The following is a 15,405-nucleotide window of genomic DNA, read 5'->3' on the forward strand; positions in this document are numbered from 1 at the left end:
CTGGCTGAAGGGATCGGTCTTGAAAACCGACAGGCGGGTAACACCGCGCGGGGGTTCGAATCCCTCTACCTCCTCCAGTTTATTTTATAAATGGCGCTTGAAAAACTCGAAAAGAATATTTTATTAACGCGGGGTGGAGCAGTGGTAGCTCGTCGGGCTCATAACCCGAAGGTCGTTGGTTCAAATCCGGCCCCCGCAACCAAAATGGTCCCGTGGTGTAGCGGTTAACATGCCTGCCTGTCACGCAGGAGATCGCCGGTTCGATCCCGGTCGGGACCGCCATTTTTTAAAAAATATGGGTCAGTAGCTCAGTTGGTAGAGCATTAGATTGAAGCTCTAAGTGTCGGCGGTTCGATTCCGTCCTGACCCACCATATGCGGGTGTAGTTTAATGGTAAAACCTCAGCCTTCCAAGCTGATGTCGTGAGTTCGATTCTCATCACCCGCTCCAATCTATGGGCCTATAGCTCAGCTGGTTAGAGCGCACGCCTGATAAGCGTGAGGTCGATGGTTCGAGTCCATTTAGGCCCACCATTATTCCGAAGTAGCTCAGTTGGTAGTAGCACCTGACTGTTAATCAGGTTGTCGCAGGTTCGAGTCCTGCCTTCGGAGCCATTTTTTTGTGGGGAAGTACTCAAGAGGCTGAAGAGGCGCCCCTGCTAAGGGTGTAGGTCGGGTAACCGGCGCGAGGGTTCAAATCCCTCCTTCTCCGCCATTGGCCCGTTGGTCAAGTGGTTAAGACACCGCCCTTTCACGGCGGTAACACGGGTTCGAATCCCGTACGGGTCATACTAAAATACAGTAGATGTAATTTACATCTACTGTATTTTTTTGTATTTCCAAATGGTCCAAAGGTGACGAATGTAATACTATTTGTCTTTAAGATACACTACAAAAATAGCATGTTACTTTTCATGTCTTTTTATTGCTAGTACCCTAATGGGATATAAAAGGTGTTTTGTGCACGTACTTTGCATTATCAATATGATCAATGATAAAAGTGGCTATATCTTGATTCGTAATTTTTGTACCAGGCATATCAGTAAGATTTTCCTTTATCTGATTAGATGTTAAGCTATCTTTCACAAATGGTAATCTAAGTAGTGTCCATTTAATTTGTTTATTATTTAATAAAAGTTCCCATTCCAATTTTTTATCCTTCATCATTTTCGGAAAGATAACTTCAAACATCTTTGCTCCAAAAAGATTCATCATGCTTTTTTTGTCCTCTTTTATCGTTAGAGAACCACCGGAAACACCTATATATCGACTAATGTTTAAATCTTCCATCACATTAAAAATAGTAGCTGTAACTTTACTATAAATAGGTTCCTCTTTAGGTGGTTGACCAAATGTATTAATAACAACTTGACAATCTTTAAGAAGTTCTCGAATGCTTTCTATCTCTTGAACCTGTCCTTTTACTATTTCAATTTTATCATTTTTATATAGTACCTTCTCCGGGTTCCTAACAAGCATCCGAACATGATATCCTTTTTCTATTGCACGAGCTGCTATATACCTTCCTACTTTCCCTGTTCCTCCAATTATCGCAATTCTACTAGGGTTATCCATTTTAAACCTCCAATTGAATATACTGGTACATATACGATGAATCTCATTAATAGGTTTCAAACTTTTCTTTTTCTATTAAGTTATTTTCCAAAAGATTGTTGCTGTTAAAACAAAAAGGCAGATTTAATCTACAAAATGTGTAGAATAAATTCCGCCTTTTTGTTTTTTAACTAAAGCCCCGTTTTAGGAAAAACAGCGATGCTTTTTAAACAATCGTGCCTTTTTGTGGAATACTTGAATACGAAATAATCTTGAAAAGTTCTGAAGGAGCTTAATCCTCTTCCTCTTGATCTAAAGATGCAGCGATATCATCACGTACATCAGACAGTTTCTTCTTATCACCATTTGGATACACAATACTCCACAATGCATAGCCATTGTAACGCTCTGTGTAATTTTCACCTTTAACGGAATTTACTGCGGCAATGGCAGCGGCTGAAGGACTACTATATTCTTTTTCTTCAAAAAGGACCTTGCCACTTGTTAGGTCGATTTCTGCCTCTCTTACGGCACCTCCATAAGTAGCTTCTAGATTTTTTTCGTCTTCATTTAGTCGTGAATACAACTCTTTCCAAGAGATATTTGATTTACGAATCGGAGAAGACGTTTTGACCGTCCTTTTTTCAGGTGTCTCATTTTTAACCGCATCGAATATCTCATCTAATACATCTTTATATTTATCGTATATTGCTACACACAACCCATCATTTACTCTTGCCATCGGCTTATTCACTCCTTTATAGACCATACGAAGATTATGTATATATTCTTCTAAAATATTTTTATTTGCTGTTGTAATTTTTGGGTGATTCAAGCAAGGCAATATGACGAAATCATATAACCCTTGATAATCAATTTGAATAAACTCGGGACATTTTGGTTTTACCGTGGCATCTGGAGACAAAAAGACCTTTAATTCATATGTATACGAGTCATCCAATTGTTTTAAGATTTTCGTATAGGTTTCGGTCTGGTCTTTGTTTTCTCTTGCCAACACCTTATTCTCCACAATGATTTTCACCAGATCGTTCGTCAAACATAAATCAAATCGAGCCCGTAATTCCTGGTTTGTCTCTGGATCGACCGCAGACTCCGATACCTCAGTTGCCACTTCCATTTCCTCTAGTTGGAGTGAGTCCGATTCGATTAAATCAAAATCAATAACGGTTTTCGCATTTGAGACATTTTCCTCAGAAATATAGTAGAGAAAACGCTTCAGTGGGAACGTCCCTAAATTTAACGAAGACGTTGGTGAAAGCAACCAACTGATAAAAGAGCTGTGCATCGTTTCGCGGTGTCCAAAACCCAATAATTGAAACAAGCTTTGTTTTTCAAAAGATTCTTGTAAACGCAAGAAATCAGAATCACTAATCAACTGATTCAGCTTGGTTTTCAACTCTTTCTCATTTCTTATCATATTCTAACCTCTCAAACTCAGTAGATTTAAAGTATAGAAAACTATTATAGCAATAATCTATTCGAAAACAGCCTTGTAGTATTTTTTTGTGATGCTATAAGCTAAGATAAATATAGAAACAAAAGTAGGGGGATGAAGATGGAAAAATTATTATGGACAAACAACCAACAATATTTGTTGCAGAAGAACGTAGAACAAGTAGTACCTTTTCTACATCATTTTTCATCAGAACAAGTAAACCGTGTTGGTAGATTTCAACGTACATATGAGAAATTTGAAAGCACACCATTACGAAGCTTAAATGCTTTTGCATCACTAGTTGGCGTACAAAGTATTTTTGTAAAAGATGAATCATATCGATTTGACTTAAATGCATTCAAAGTATTGGGTGGTGTTTATGCAATTGGGCAGTATGTTGCCAAAAAGTTAGATAGGAATATTGATGAGTTATCGTTTGAGCAGCTTAAATCATCAGAAATAAAGGAACAGCTAGGAGACTTAACATTTATTTCAACGACCGATGGCAATCATGGTCGTGGAGTAGCTTGGGCTGCTAGAGAGCTTGGTTTGAAAGCACGCATTTATATGCCAGCAGGTAGTGCTGAGGAGCGCCTCCAAAATATTAAAAATGAAGGTGCATATGCTGAAATAACGACAATGAATTATGATGATACAGTTCGTTATACTTCACAACTAGCAACAGAAAATGACTGGGTAGTTATTCAGGATACGATGTGGGAAGACTATGCGGAAATTCCTTTATGGATTATGCAAGGCTATACAACGCTAATAAAAGAAGTCGCTCTGCAGTTGAAAAAAGCACCTACCCATGTATTTTTACAAGCTGGAGTTGGATCTTTTGCAGGTGCAGTTGTAGCTTTCTTACAACAATACTATGAGCAAGAGATTACATTTGTCTTAGTTGAGCCTTTTGTAGCGAATTGCTATTATGAAAGCTTTAAAGCAGGAGCTGAGCAATTTGTAACGGTTGGTGGAGAGATGCAAACCATTATGGCAGGTCTTGCTTGTGGTGAGCCGAATCCACTAGCTTGGGATTTATTAAAGACTTATACGAAGGTGAGTATTTGCTGTGATGAGGAAATTGCCGCTACAGGTATGCGCATTCTTGGGAATCCACTAGCAACAGATGCAAGAATTATTGCTGGAGAATCTGGAGCTGCCCCAGTTGGATGTTTTTATGAGTTGATGATGAATGAGCAATATATAGAACTGAAAGATACATTACAAATAGATGAAAATTCTCGTATATTGTTTATTAACACTGAAGGTGACACAGATGTAGAAAACTATAGAAATATTATGTGGCATGGGAAATATGCAAACATTTAACTTATTATAGCGGGTGTCCAAACACCCGCATAATAGAACCCCACGTCCTGTGGCAATCTATCTGTGCGAAAGCGACAGCAACACGGTTTTAACTGTGCGAAAGCGAAGCGACAGCAACACGGTTTTAACTGTGCGAAAGCGAAGCGACAGCAACAACAACAGCAACAGCAACAACAACAGCAACAACCCACGACTGAGGGACCTACTTCATGCTGCTGACGCTGCGTTAGCACTACGCTGTCGCACAAAAAACATCTGTTGGCCCAAAGCCGATTTCGGACGCAATTAGCCAAGGCATAATTGATAATGAGCAAACTAGTGATAATAAAAATTCTAGTTTGCTTTTTTTTATACGCATGTATTGAAGGATGAAATTTGAAAGACTTATGCAATTTATATAAGTTGACCTTCGTTACGAATGGGCGACTCCTTCGTGACCAACATCGGTACCGCTGCCGCTTCGTTAGCACTATGCTTTCGCGCAAAAAATATCTGTTGGCCCGAGACCCTGAAGCGAAGCGAATGTTTTCTGTGCGAAAGCGAAGCGACAGCAACAACAAATGGTTTCTGTAGCGAAAGCAAAGCGCCCAGTCGGAACGGAAATCAACCACACTTTATGGCGAGGAACAAATTTTTTTATTTTTTTCCTTGACCTTAACGTTGCGTAAAGATTTACAGTAGTAGTAGAGGGGGTGAACAGTGTGGAATTTACGATTCAAGAGCTTGCTCAATTATCCGGAGTTAGCACAAGAACACTACGCTATTACGATGAAATTGGATTACTGAAGCCAGCAAGAACCAATGAGGTGGGCTATCGATTTTACGGACAGTTTGAAGTTGATATGCTCCAGCAAATTTTATTTTATAGAGCATTAGATATGAAGTTAGCGACCATTAAGGAAATTATTCAATCGCCAGATTTTGAACATACAGAGGCACTCAAAACCCATCGTACGGCTTTACTGAAACGCAAGGAACAGCTTGAAAAGATATTACAAACAGTGGAAAAAACCATTCAATCTATAGAGGAGGAACAACCAATGGCAAATGAAGAGAAATTTAATGGATTTAAAGAAAAACTAATCGAGGAGAATGAAAAGCAATATGGTCAAGAGGTTCGTGCAAAATATGGTGATAAAACGGTTGATGCATCGAATGCGAAGCTAATGAATATGACGGAAGACCAGTATGAGGCTATGCAGCAGCTAGAACAGCAATTATTTGCTCGTTTAAAAGAAGCGATGGCAATCGGCGATACAAACAATGATGTGGCAATGGAAGTAGCAGAGCTTCATAAACGTTGGCTTAGCTTTTCGTGGGCACAATATTCTAAGGAAGCACATGCAGGTATAGCACAGATGTATGTAGCGGATGAACGCTTTTCAGCTTATTACGATGAACGTGTTGCTGAAGGAGCAGCGCAATTTTTACATGATGCCATCCAAAATTTCACTTTAGCGTAATTATAGCTGACGTTTCGCTGTCGCTATAAAAAACGTTTACTAAATGAAAATAAATATACAAAAAATAAGTGATTCCTTCTCATCCTTTCATGTTTTAGAAATATTAATTTAGGAAAAAATGAAGGCATGAGGAGGAGATTTTTTTGAACCCACAAGTAATGGAAAAATTGAAAAAGCAATTAGAGCAGGAGCTACAGGAAATAGAACAGCAACTGGAGGAATCAGAGCGTCCACAAGCGACAGAGCTATCTAATTATGATAATCATCCAGCTGACAATGCGAGTGATTTAACGGATCAGCTAACGGAAATGGCGATTGATGAGCACCGTGGTGACGATGCTGAAGAAATAAAGGCTGCACTACAAGCGATGGAGGACGGTACATATGGTAAATGTGCTGTATGTGGTGAAGAGATTCCGATTGGTCGCCTAGAAGCTATGCCGAAAGCATTGACATGTGTTGAGCATGCGGAGCACAAAGAAGATAATTTAAGGCCAGTAGAGGAAGATGTATTGTCTTCAACCCCAAAATCAGATGATTTCATAGAACTTGAGGAATTTGGCTCTTCCGATACACCACAAGATAAAAGTTAGTAAGCATTTTCACTCACAGGCAGTATAATAGCTGTATGGGGTGAGAATATGGATATAATTGATTTACACTGTGATGCTCTATTGAAATTAACAACTTTAGAAGCGGCAAAATTTGAAGATGATGCACGTTTGCATGCCAATCGAGAGAGATTACATTTAGGGCGGGTTAAGGCACAAGTATTTGCTATTTTTATAAACCCTAACATTCCGCAAAGCATGCAATTTTTAGAGGCGGTGCGGCAAATTGAAGCCTTCCATACACATGTATTACAAACTGAGGGCATGGTGCATATTACGGATTGGTCCCAATTAGAAACTTTAGCTCCGCATGAAATTGGAGCCATTTTAAGCTTAGAGGGCTGTGGCCCAATCGGAGAAGATTTAGCAAAGCTTTCTGCCATATTAGACGCAGGTGTAAAGCTTGTTGGTCTAACGTGGAATGAAGAAAATGCTGTAGCCCACGGTGCTGAACAGGATGCAAGCCTTGGTTTAAAATCATTTGGTAAAGAAGTTATAAACTTGCTAAATGAGAGAGATATTATTATCGATGTCTCCCATTTAAATGAACAGAGCTTTTGGGATGTTTTACCACTAGCGAAGCATCTAATTGCTAGTCATAGTAATGCACGTGCAATTTGTGATCATCCTAGAAATTTATCGGATGCTCAGGCGAAAGCACTTGTCGAGCATGGCGGTCATATACATGTCGTATACTACCCGACTTTTATCCGAGACAATGCTAAGATAGATGATATAGTAGCGCATGTGAAGCATCTAGCGAATATAGTAGGGGTAGAGCACCTTGGACTAGGTTCAGACTTCGATGGTATAGATGTTACTGTCAAAGGATTAGCGCACGCAGGAGAGGCACAAAATTTGTTAGAGGCATTACGTGAACATTTTTCAATCGAAGAAGTTTGCGGTATTGCAAGTAATAATTTTCGACGCTATGTAAAAGATGCAGCAACCTTTTAAGGCTGCTGCATCTTTAATGATGGGTCATACTAATAAAAGAAATATTGAATCAATAAACCGATTCCTAAGAGGAAGCCGAAGAATGTATTTGTTTGCGCTGTAAATTTCATCGCAGGCATCACTTCTTTAGCTTCTTTTTTATCGCGGAAAATTTGAATCGCACGAAGTGGTTTTGGAACACTTAAGAATATGATTAGAGCCCAAAAGGTAATACCATCAATTGCTACAAGAGCGATTACCCATAAGTACGAAATGATAAAAAAGCCAGATAGGACAGAAATGGCATTGTCTCGGCCTACTAAAATAGCAAGCGTTTTTCGACCACCTTCTGTATCGCCAACGATATCACGAATGTTGTTGGACAGCATGATTGCCCCAACTAAAATCATACTAGGTACTGAAAGTAAAACAGCATCAAAAGTTACTGTAAGTGTTTGAATATAAAAGGCGATTAAGATAATACCCATCCCCATAACAGCGCCAGATACAAGTTCTCCAAATGGTGAATAGGCTATAGGGTAAGGTCCTCCAGTATATAAAAAACCGATCAGCATACAAACAAGTCCTACGGCAGCAAGCCACCAAGAGGTAGAGGCACATATGTAAATGCCAAGCAGCATAGCGATTGCATAAAAGCTTAAGGCAATCATCATAATAGTTTTTGGTTGAACACCGTGACGTACAATCGTTCCACCAATACCGACAGAGTTTTCGTTGTCTAGTCCTAATTTGTAATCGTAATATTCATTGAACATATTTGTTGCTGCTTGTATAAGCATACTTGCAATGAGCATAGCAAAAAATAGTCCATAATCGATTGTTTGTTTTTCAATTGCCAAGGCAATCGCTGTTCCTAAAAATACTGGAACGAATGAAGCGGTTAAAGTATGTGGACGTGTTAAATGCCACCAAACTTTAAAACCCCTATCAGCTTCAATGACTTTGGTCATAAGGTCTTTCTCTCCTTCAAATGTTGTAGACTATTCTTATTTTATACGAAGAATGAGAAATTGGATAGGTTCACAGCTTATTATATACAGTTCAGATCAATTATGCCTTGGCATAATTGCGTCCGGAATAGGCTTTATGCTTGCACAAAGAACTCCTTTCCGATTACGTGACATCCGCCGGGGGCTTTTCACTTCTTTCAGCGGCTGTTTGGACACCCGCTGAAAAGTAGCTTAAATCCGCATTCATCTCACCACCTATAGAGGAGGGAGACTTCTGTACCTGTCGCTACGCTTTCGGTACAAAGGACATTTGCTGAAAGAAGTTAAAAAAAATGATACAATAGAACATGCATTTATGAACTGAAAACAATAATTAAGATAATAGCAACAGTACAAAGAATAAGCTAGCAAAATAAAATGACAGCTATTTTAACAATATAAATATGATGTGGTAAAAGTGCAAACACTCACTTTATTATGCAAAGGTTTGTCCAATTTGTGTTATAGAAAAGCCAAAGCAGTTAAAATTTATATTGAAAGTTAGAGCGAGTACAAAACATACCGTGCGTCATTCATTATGTACATTGCAACAACGGAGGTAATTTTCATGCAACAGAAGTGGTACCAAGCCACAGAAGTAGAAGTGGACTCTTTGGGCCAAAGCCTTCATTTTTATATGGAAACAATTGAAGTAAGTCGCTTATCGGCGCTCGCATTTTATGCGGCGGGTGAGGAACATTATAAAGGTGAACGATTTTATTGGCAAAATAGAGAAAAGACAATGACATTAGTAGGGCTAGGACATGCCTATACAATACAAAATAACGCCAAAAATGATCGCTACGATGCAGTAGAAGCGGAATGGAAAAACTTAACGAAAAACTGTGTTAAGGGACAAAGTGAGCTACAGCCAATTTTATTTGGCGGATTTACATTCGATCCACAAAATAATGTTGCTGGGGAGTGGACAGACTTTCCAGAAGCTTTTTTTGCGCTCGCAACATATCAGCTTGTCATACGTGATGACAAAGCATTTGTAAGTATCCATCTTCTTTCAAAAGATGGGCAAGCAGAGCCTCAGTTTGACGCGTTACGAAAAGAGCGAGATCATTTAATTCATGCTGCGCAGGTAAAAGAAGTGAAAACGTATTCAAAGCCTGAAATCACAAGTTATTTTGAGCCATATAAGGAACCATATTTAGCTTCGATTGACCAAGTAACAGCATTGATTAAGCAAAAGAAGGCAGATAAAGTTGTTATTGCACGCTCGCTAGCATTGCAATTTAAAGAAGAAGTTTCTTCACCACAAGTATTATCACAAATTATTCATGAGCAGCCAGAGAGCTATTTATTTGGTTTAGAGCATCAAGAATTATTGTTCTTTGGTGCGTCCCCTGAACGTCTTGTAAAAGTAGAAAAGGGCCGCGCCTTTTCATCTTGTGTGGCAGGTTCTATTAAACGTGGTAAGACAGCAGAGGAAGATGAAGCCTATGGACAAAGCTTATTAAATGATTCGAAAAACGGTGGCGAGCATCAATATGTTGTCGATATGATTGCGGAAACTTTCCGTAAAAATTGTGTCGAGATGAAAGTACCAGATAGCCCTCGCTTACTAAAGATTAGAGATATACAACATTTATATACACCTGTTGAAGGTCAGTTGAATAATGGGGCAACTATATTACAACTGACAAAGTCTTTGCATCCAACGCCAGCTTTAGGCGGTGTGCCAAGGAAAGAGGCAATGGCAGCTATACGTAAGTATGAGCCTATGAATCGTGGACTTTACGCAGCTCCAATTGGTTGGGTAGATGCTGAAGGTAATGGGGAATTTGCAGTGGCCATTCGTTCTGCTGCTTTAGTTAAGGATAGGGCTTATTTATATGCTGGTGGCGGTATAGTAGCAGATTCAGAGCCACAATCTGAATATGATGAAACATTAGTGAAATTCCGTCCAATGCTTCGTGCGCTAGGAGGACAATTACATGAGTGAACGAGAAATATTAACGGATTATGTTTATAAAATGGTAGCGTCACTAGTGCAAGCTGGTGTTGAAAACGTTGTTGTCAGCCCTGGCTCACGTTCTACACCTTTAGCTTATGCATTTGCTTCAACGAAACAGCTCCATATGTATCGTCAGGTTGATGAGCGATCTGCTGCCTTTTTTGCGTTAGGAATTGCAAAGGCTACCGCAAAACCTGTTGTTCTTTTATGCACATCGGGAACAGCTGCGGCAAACTATTTTCCTGCCATTGTTGAAGCAAGCTATGCCCGTGTACCGTTAATTGTAATCACAGCTGATCGTCCGCATGAATTGCGAGAGGTAGGTGCACCACAGGCTATTAATCAGCCGAATTTATATGGCTCCCATGTCAAGTGGAGCGTGGATTTCCCGTTGGCAGATGATGCAGCACCAACATTGCCGTTCATCGAGCGTCATATCGCACGTGCGGTAGCGATTGCAATGAGCGCACCATTTGGACCAGTGCATATTAATGTACCGTTTAGAGAACCTTTGTTAATTGATTTTCGAAAGGAACTTCCTGAAGCGACATTTAAGCACAGTAGTATGGGTCAGTTAATACCTTCCATGGCGACTCAACAAGAGTTATCGGAGATTATACGTGCAACTAAAAAAGGCTTTGTTATTATTGGGGAGTTAGCACTTGATACAGATTTAACAATGATGTGGGAGTTTGTTCGCCAATTAAAATGGCCGGTCATTGTCGAGAGTTTATCTAATATGCGCTCGTCTGTCCCAGAGGATTGTCTACCATATATGATCACAACGTACGATGCAATTATGAAGAGCGAAGATTTTAAAGCATTAGTTAAACCAGATACGGTACTACGTTTAGGAGCACAGCCTGTTTCTAAATTTATTATGCAATTTATTACTAAATCGCAGCCAGATGCTTATATTGTGGTCGATGAAGATCCGATGTTCCGTGATGCTACAGGTGCGTCTACTCATTTTGTTCATGCAAGTATTGGCGAGTGGCTCACGCAATTAGAAGTCTCTGAAACAGCACTAGAAGCAGCGTATTTAGCTGAGTGGCAAGATGCTAATGATATAGCACTAGAGTATATTGAACATTATTCTGATGGTGCGATTGATGAAGGTGCAATGGTAAGTCGATTACTCAAAATGATTCCTAATGGTAGTGATATTTTTGTAAGTAGCAGTATGCCAGTGCGTGATATTGATACGTTTTTAATGGCAACACCAAAAGATCTTCGTATTATTGCGAATCGTGGAACGAACGGTATTGATGGCGTCGTATCGACAGCAATGGGCTTTAGTCAAGGAAATAACCGCGAAACCTACTTGCTTATTGGCGATTTAGCCTTTTTACATGATGTCAATGGGTTAATTGCTTCAAGATACCAAGAATGCAACCTAACAATAATCGTTATGAATAATGATGGCGGCGGTATTTTCTCTTATTTACCACAATCTACAGTCGAGGCACATTATGAAGATTTGTTCGGGACACCAACTGCCCTAGAATTCTTCGATATTGCCAACATGTACGGAATGGACTATATACGTGTAGACGATATTTCAGAGCTATCAGTAAAGTTCACTACTATGAAGAAACGACCAATGCGCTTAATCGAAATTTTCACGAACCGAGAGGAAAATGTATATGCGCATCGAGCGTTGTGGAATCGCATTAATGCGGGGCTAAAAGCATGGCAAAGCTAATGATTCGTGGACTTGAAACGAGCGTGGAAATCTGGAATGAAGAAGCGGAGCAAACGCTCGTTGCATTGCATGGTTTTACAGGAAGTACGGCTACATGGCAAAATTTAGCGAAAGCTCTACCTAATGTACGAGTTATTGCCATTGATTTAATTGGACATAGCCAAACGGCAATACCTCAGCAAATTAGTCGTTTCTCTATGCAAGAGCAAATCCAAGATTTAGAGGAAGTCTTTAGCCAATTAGAGCTAAAAAAAATTACGCTGCTAGGCTATTCAATGGGGGGAAGAGTTGCATTATCGTATGCAATCTCCTACCCTGAACGCATTGAAAAGCTAATTTTAGAAAGTGCTTCGCCAGGTTTACGAACGGCAAAGGAACGTTCTGAACGTTGTGAGAGGGATAACGCTCTCGCTGAAAAAATAATTAGTAATGGTTTGATATCATTTGTTAATACATGGGAGACTATTCCTTTGTTTGAATCTCAAAAGCGTTTACCACACAATGTGCGAAAAGCGATTAGGTTCGAACGACTTTTTCAGAAAGAGGAAGGCTTGGCAGGTAGCTTACGAGGCATTGGTACAGGAAGCCAACCATCAAATTGGATAGCATTGGAGAAGCTTGAATTTCCTGTGCTTTTAATTACAGGATCACTCGATGAGAAATTTTGTAAAATAGCACTAGAAATGAAAGCGTTATTAAAAAATGCCAAGCATACGACAGTAAATGAAGCTGGACATGCAATTCATGTGGAAAATCCCGCTGAGTTTGCTACAATAGTAGAGGAGTATTTAACTTCTTTCAACACCAATGAGAGAAGTTAAAGTCGATTCCAGACGCAATTATGTCGAGGCATAATTGATAGTAATAAAATTTTTACGTTTTCGCCTCGATTTGAACGAGACGAATTTAATTATTAGGAGGCAATTCAATGACACGTCAATGGACAAGTTTACATACTTATGAAGACATTAAGTATGAGTTCTATAACGGTATCGCAAAAATTACGATTAACCGTCCAGAAGTACGCAACGCGTTCCGACCAAAAACGGTAATGGAAATGATCGATGCTTTTTCACGTGCACGTGATGACAAAAATGTTGGAGTTATCATTTTAACAGGTGAAGGTGAACATGCCTTCTGTTCAGGTGGAGACCAAAAAGTACGCGGTCATGGCGGCTATGTTGGTGAAGATGAAATCCCACGCTTAAACGTCCTTGATTTACAACGTTTAATCCGTGTTATTCCAAAACCTGTAGTAGCGATGGTAGCAGGTTATGCAATTGGTGGAGGACACGTATTACACGTTGTCTGTGACTTAACAATTGCTGCTGACAACGCTCGTTTTGGACAAACTGGACCAAAAGTTGGTTCATTCGATGCTGGATATGGCTCAGGCTATCTTGCACGTATTATTGGTCATAAAAAGGCGCGTGAAATTTGGTACCTTTGCCGTCAATATGATGCACAGCAAGCACTTGATATGGGATTAGTTAACACAGTTGTTCCTTATGAGCAATTAGAAGATGAAACTGTACAATGGTGTGAAGAAATGCTAGAAATGTCTCCAACTGCTCTACGCTTCTTAAAAGCAGCAATGAATGCAGATACAGACGGTTTAGCAGGTCTTCAACAAATGGCTGGCGACGCTACTCTTCTTTATTACACAACAGATGAAGCTAAAGAAGGTCGTGACGCATTTAAAGAAAAACGTCAACCAGATTTCGGTCAATTCCCAAGATTCCCTTGATGATCTGAAGCGATGAACGGCTCGTATCTTACTGAGATACGAGCTTTTTGTATATCTAAATGGGCAAGTCGGATAGACTTGGCAGAGTAACGGGACTCCATGTCCAACTGAAGGATTCTATGATGAAACGGCAAGATAAGGCAGATTGGAGGAATAACGAAATGTATCTGAACTGGGTTTTACAGCGAGCGTATTTAACACCATTACGAAACGGTTTAACATATAATGGGCAGACTTGGACATTTCAAGAGTTAAATGATTTATCTTTAAAACGTGCTCGTCAACTTACAACACTGGATATTAAGCAAGGCGACCGTATTGCAATAATGGGGCCGAGTAAGCCTTCACTTGTTATTATGATGTACGCATGTATGCATTTACAATGTGAAATGGTCATGCTAAATCGTAGGCTAACACAGGATGAAATTGCTTACCAGCTAGAGGATTCAGAAGCTATGGCAGTATTAGTTGCCGATGAGGATATAGAAAAATTACCATCACATACGACTAATTATTTATTTTCTACAATAGAAAAAAGTACAGAAACGGCAATTGATATTACGAAAGAATGGTCTTTAAACCAAACAACATCGATTATGTATACATCTGGTACGACTGGTTTTCCAAAGGGCGTTTGTCAAACAGTAGGAAATCACCAGGCAAGTGCAACGGCCTCAGTGTTAAATATAGGTTTGCATGCGGATGATACTTGGTTATGTGCTGTACCACTTTTTCATATTAGTGGCTTTTCTATTTTAGTGCGTTCACTGTTGTACGGAAATAAAGTGCATTTATATGATCACTTTGATGCAGAAGCAATTTCGCAAAATATAATGGATGGCGAGGTTACACATATGTCGGTAGTCGCTGTCACATTAGAAAGGATTCTACATACTCTTGAACAGAGAAACGCACAAGCCTCACCGAAATTTAAAATGATGCTCGCAGGTGGTGGACCTGTGCCAGTGGATTATTTAAAAAGAGCGCATGCATTACATTTAGCTGTAGCTCAAACGTATGGTATGACAGAAACTTCGTCACAAACTGCAACATTAGCAAATGAAGATGCGATGAAAAAAATTGGTTCAGCGGGAAAACCATTATTTTTTAATCAAATTCGCATTGCTGAGCAGAATGACAATGGTGAAGGAGAAATTTGCATACGTGGTCCACATGTTACACCAGGGTACATTGGTCGTTTTGCTCAAAAAGAAGCAACGATTGATGGCTGGCTCCATACTGGGGATATTGGATATATAGATGAAGATGGTTATTTATTTGTTATCGATCGTCGGGCTGATTTAATTATTTCAGGTGGCGAAAATATTTATCCTGCTGAAATAGAAAATGTGCTACTTACACATCCTGCTGTAAAAGAAGCGGGAGTATGCGGCATTGATGATGATAAGTGGAGACAAGTACCAATAGCCTTTGTTGTATTAAAAGAACATGTTCAAGTAGAACAATTACAAGCATTTTGTCAAAAGAAACTTGCGAAATATAAACTTCCAAAAGAGATTATTGTTACGGACAAGCTCCCACGAAACGGCGCCAATAAGCTACTTCGGAGAAAATTAATGAACTAATACAAAAAGAAGCTTTCAAGATATTTGGATTTTATTAAAG

13 protein-coding genes and 8 tRNA genes are annotated in these 15,405 nt (G+C 39.5%); 18 read left to right on the top strand and 3 right to left on the bottom strand.

Features of this window, described 5'->3' with window-relative positions; translation table 11 throughout:
- Positions 1-127: 127 nt before the first annotated feature.
- The 8 genes from ABNX05_RS07170 (at position 128) to ABNX05_RS07205 (ending at position 788) form a co-directional block, all read left to right on the top strand.
- Positions 128-202 (top strand) — tRNA-Met (locus ABNX05_RS07170).
- A 4-nt stretch (positions 203-206) separates the two neighbouring features.
- Positions 207-282 (top strand) — tRNA-Asp (locus ABNX05_RS07175).
- Positions 283-297: 15 nt separating this feature from the next.
- Positions 298-373, top strand: a tRNA-Phe gene (locus ABNX05_RS07180).
- A gap of 3 nt (positions 374-376) precedes the next feature.
- Positions 377-450: transfer RNA gene (locus tag ABNX05_RS07185), tRNA-Gly, on the top strand.
- Between the two features lie 6 nt (positions 451-456).
- Positions 457-533 (top strand) — tRNA-Ile (locus ABNX05_RS07190).
- Positions 534-537: 4 nt separating this feature from the next.
- Positions 538-614: transfer RNA gene (locus ABNX05_RS07195), tRNA-Asn, on the top strand.
- 9 nt (positions 615-623) lie between these two features.
- A tRNA-Ser gene (locus ABNX05_RS07200) sits at positions 624-714 on the top strand.
- A 2-nt stretch (positions 715-716) separates the two neighbouring features.
- Positions 717-788, top strand: a tRNA-Glu gene (locus ABNX05_RS07205).
- A 147-nt stretch (positions 789-935) separates the two neighbouring features.
- Here the strand turns inward: ABNX05_RS07205 and ABNX05_RS07210 are convergent.
- Complete coding sequence (locus ABNX05_RS07210; protein ID WP_349659106.1) at positions 936-1,574, bottom strand: NAD(P)H-binding protein; 639 nt, start codon at positions 1,572-1,574, stop codon at positions 936-938.
- 271 nt (positions 1,575-1,845) lie between these two features.
- On the bottom strand, positions 1,846-2,991 hold the full coding sequence (locus ABNX05_RS07215) for a PD-(D/E)XK nuclease family protein (RefSeq protein WP_349659107.1): 1,146 nt from the start codon (positions 2,989-2,991) through the stop codon (positions 1,846-1,848).
- Positions 2,992-3,129: 138 nt separating this feature from the next.
- Here ABNX05_RS07215 and ABNX05_RS07220 point away from each other — a divergent pair, with 138 nt between their 5' ends.
- The 5 genes from ABNX05_RS07220 (at position 3,130) to ABNX05_RS07240 (ending at position 7,372) form a co-directional block, all read left to right on the top strand.
- Positions 3,130-4,341 (top strand): diaminopropionate ammonia-lyase, encoded by a 1,212-nt coding sequence (locus tag ABNX05_RS07220; protein WP_349659108.1) that lies wholly within the window; start codon positions 3,130-3,132, stop codon positions 4,339-4,341.
- A 63-nt stretch (positions 4,342-4,404) separates the two neighbouring features.
- Positions 4,405-4,560: a hypothetical protein gene (locus ABNX05_RS07225; protein ID WP_349659109.1), complete on the top strand. Its 156-nt coding sequence runs from the start codon at positions 4,405-4,407 to the stop codon at positions 4,558-4,560.
- Positions 4,561-5,042: 482 nt separating this feature from the next.
- Entirely contained in the window at positions 5,043-5,804 is a 762-nt protein-coding gene (locus tag ABNX05_RS07230) for a MerR family transcriptional regulator (protein ID WP_349659110.1), read from the top strand.
- 143 nt (positions 5,805-5,947) lie between these two features.
- The gene (locus ABNX05_RS07235) at positions 5,948-6,397 is read left to right on the top strand and encodes a TraR/DksA C4-type zinc finger protein (RefSeq protein ID WP_197140214.1); all 450 of its coding nucleotides are present in this window, start codon (positions 5,948-5,950) and stop codon (positions 6,395-6,397) included.
- Positions 6,398-6,445: 48 nt separating this feature from the next.
- Positions 6,446-7,372 carry a dipeptidase gene (locus ABNX05_RS07240; RefSeq protein WP_349659111.1) on the top strand — a complete coding sequence of 309 codons (927 nt, stop codon included), beginning with the start codon at positions 6,446-6,448 and terminating at the stop codon, positions 7,370-7,372.
- Between the two features lie 29 nt (positions 7,373-7,401).
- Here the strand turns inward: ABNX05_RS07240 and ABNX05_RS07245 are convergent, their stop codons facing one another.
- Positions 7,402-8,322 (bottom strand): 1,4-dihydroxy-2-naphthoate polyprenyltransferase, encoded by a 921-nt coding sequence (locus ABNX05_RS07245; protein WP_349659112.1) that lies wholly within the window; start codon positions 8,320-8,322, stop codon positions 7,402-7,404.
- A gap of 607 nt (positions 8,323-8,929) precedes the next feature.
- Here ABNX05_RS07245 and ABNX05_RS07250 point away from each other — a divergent pair.
- From ABNX05_RS07250 to ABNX05_RS07270, 5 genes are all read left to right on the top strand, one after another.
- A complete protein-coding gene (locus ABNX05_RS07250; protein WP_349659113.1) occupies positions 8,930-10,315 on the top strand; it encodes an isochorismate synthase in 1,386 nt (461 codons plus the stop codon).
- On the top strand, positions 10,308-12,032 hold the full coding sequence (gene menD, locus ABNX05_RS07255; protein ID WP_349659114.1) for a 2-succinyl-5-enolpyruvyl-6-hydroxy-3-cyclohexene-1-carboxylic-acid synthase: 1,725 nt from the start codon (positions 10,308-10,310) through the stop codon (positions 12,030-12,032). The genes ABNX05_RS07250 and menD overlap by 8 nt, the downstream gene beginning before the upstream one ends.
- Complete coding sequence (menH, locus tag ABNX05_RS07260) at positions 12,020-12,853, top strand: 2-succinyl-6-hydroxy-2,4-cyclohexadiene-1-carboxylate synthase (protein WP_349659115.1); 834 nt, start codon at positions 12,020-12,022, stop codon at positions 12,851-12,853. Before menD ends, menH begins: the two co-directional genes overlap by 13 nt.
- A gap of 107 nt (positions 12,854-12,960) precedes the next feature.
- Positions 12,961-13,779: a 1,4-dihydroxy-2-naphthoyl-CoA synthase gene (gene menB, locus ABNX05_RS07265; protein ID WP_053485078.1), complete on the top strand. Its 819-nt coding sequence runs from the start codon at positions 12,961-12,963 to the stop codon at positions 13,777-13,779.
- 161 nt (positions 13,780-13,940) lie between these two features.
- Positions 13,941-15,365: an o-succinylbenzoate--CoA ligase gene (locus ABNX05_RS07270; RefSeq protein WP_349659116.1), complete on the top strand. Its 1,425-nt coding sequence runs from the start codon at positions 13,941-13,943 to the stop codon at positions 15,363-15,365.
- Positions 15,366-15,405 lie beyond the last annotated feature (40 nt).

The sequence above is a fragment of the Lysinibacillus zambalensis genome (assembly GCF_040183165.1).
GTDB lineage: Bacteria > Bacillota > Bacilli > Bacillales_A > Planococcaceae > Lysinibacillus > Lysinibacillus zambalensis.